Annotated in this window: 2 protein-coding genes; both read right to left on the bottom strand. The window is 46.0% G+C overall.

The window, feature by feature from the left end:
- A partial coding sequence (locus H6S82_RS30445; protein ID WP_191057268.1) for a hypothetical protein occupies nucleotides 1–190 on the bottom strand: 190 nt, incomplete at its 3' end.
- A gap of 281 nt (nucleotides 191–471) precedes the next feature.
- On the bottom strand, nucleotides 472–2,135 hold a 1,664-nt coding region (locus tag H6S82_RS30450; RefSeq protein ID WP_191057269.1), incomplete at its 5' end, for an adenylate/guanylate cyclase domain-containing protein.

Below are 2,135 nucleotides of genomic sequence, written 5' to 3' on the forward strand. Positions count from 1 at the left end.
GATCGACGGAGGTAGAAATGTAAGTATTGCCCAAAGCGATTATACTTTCTTGGCGAGTAGCGATCTCTCGATTGCTAAATCGAAATCCACTATAAATAGATAAAGTACCCCCAGCTATTAAAGGTAAGATGGCGGCAAAAACAAACAGCAAAGCCAGATTTTTAGCTAACAGACGGCGCTTAATTATCATATTTGACAGGCTCTCTCGTACATAGCGTGATAAGTAAACCCGATCGATCTGCCATAATCCTTACTGTATAAGCATTGCTTATACCGGATTCCTGATGTTCTCTTGCCCAAAAAGAACCGTTTTCCAGACTCAGTACGGAAGAGCCGATCGAGTTTGCGATTAGTACCTAGATTTTTACGTACCTCGTTAATGTTCGCTCGCTGACACCCTATTAGCACGAGACTAGCAAAGAGGTTGCAAAAGACGATCGCTAGTTTTTTGAAAGTACAAAAAACTTTAGATTAGATAGATAAACCACTATCTTTTCTGCCTATGAGAAAATAAGTAGTCATTTCGCCTTTCCCTTTGATCGGGATGGGACCCCGCTCTTCAAACAAATATTTATCCCGCAGTAGGGTATAAGTGCTAGCTGTAACCTGAATTTGGCCGGGAATGCCGTGGGATTCCATACGGCTGGCAGTATTCACAGTATCGCCCCACAAATCGTAAATAAACTTTTTAGTACCGATCACACCGGCAACGACGGGGCCAGTATTTATACCCAGGCGCAGTTGCAGGTTTCGATTGGTTTCGGTGTTGAAGAGGTTAATTTCCATTTGCATATCGAGGGCTAATTCTGCCACTGCTTCGGCGTGGTCTCGCCTGGGCATCGGCAGTCCTCCCACTACCATATAAGCATCGCCGATCGTCTTGATTTTTTCCAACCCATAGCGATCGGTAAGCGAATCAAAGGTTGAGAAAATTTCGTTGAGCAGTTCTACCAGTTCTACAGGATCTTTAGCAGCCGAAAGTTCTGTAAAGCCAACGATATCGGCAAACAAAACCGTACTTTCCTCAAAGCTGTCGGCAATAGTAGTTTCTTCCAGTTTGAGACGATCGGCGATCGCCGCAGGTAGAATATTCAGCAGCAGACGCTCAGTTTGTTGCTGTTGATAGCGCAGGGCTTCTTCCATTCGCACGCGGTAGGTGATATCAGTGGTTACGACGAGCAAGCACGGCTCACCATTCAAATGGATCTTCTCAGCTGATAGCAGCCCCACAATTATTTCCCCTGATTTTTTGCGAAATTCGCACTCTTGGTTGCAAACAGTCCCTTTTTGTGCGATCGTTTGGATGATTCTCAGGCGATCTTGGGGATTGACCCATATTCCCAGTTCTGTTGCCGTTCGACCGATGACTTCTTCGCGCTGGAAGCCTGAATCGATCAAAAAACTTTCGTTCACCTCAATCAAACGCCCTTCTTCCAGGGTACTGATGGAAATCATGTCAGGACAGGAACGAAAGATCAGAGAAAACTTTTCTTCCGAAACGCGCAAAGCCTCTTCCGATCGCTTTCTTTCTAGAATTTCTACCAATAGTTGCCGATTGGTTTCTTTTAAGACAGCCGTGCGCTCCTCAACTCTCATTTCTAACTCTTCATTTGCCTTTTCTAGTGCTTCTTGTGCCTGTTTGCGGGAAGCCGCTTCCATTGCCAAAGCAATAAAATTCGCTAAAGAACCTGCAAAATGTTCTTCTTCTAAGGCCCACTGACGGGCGGGGCCGATATGTTCGTGGCAGATGACGCCGACCATCTTGCCACCGACGCGAATCGGTGCATCCAACATAGAATTAATACCCAAGGGTGTCAGATAGGCAACGGAAAATTCGCTTGTTCTGGGGTCGGTATGGGCATCATGGGCGGCAATAATGCGTTCTGTTTGCAAAGCCTGGAAATAAGCGGGAAAGTCAACTGCTTTTAGCTCCAATCCAGAGGTACGATCGCCCGCACTGCGTTTGTATAGATCTAAGCATTGAATTACCGATCGCTCCTCGTTAAATAACCAAACGCTAGCTCGCTCTACTTCCAGGATATCCGTGGCAACCTCTGTAATTTCCCGCACAGCCGCATTTAAATCCCCGGTAGCGATTGTCTTGCGCGTAGCTAAATCCAACAAAGCGATGCTAT

Origin of the sequence: Planktothrix sp. FACHB-1355 (genome assembly GCF_014748295.1) — a bacterium.
GTDB lineage: Bacteria > Cyanobacteriota > Cyanobacteriia > Cyanobacteriales > Aerosakkonemataceae > Aerosakkonema > Aerosakkonema funiforme_A.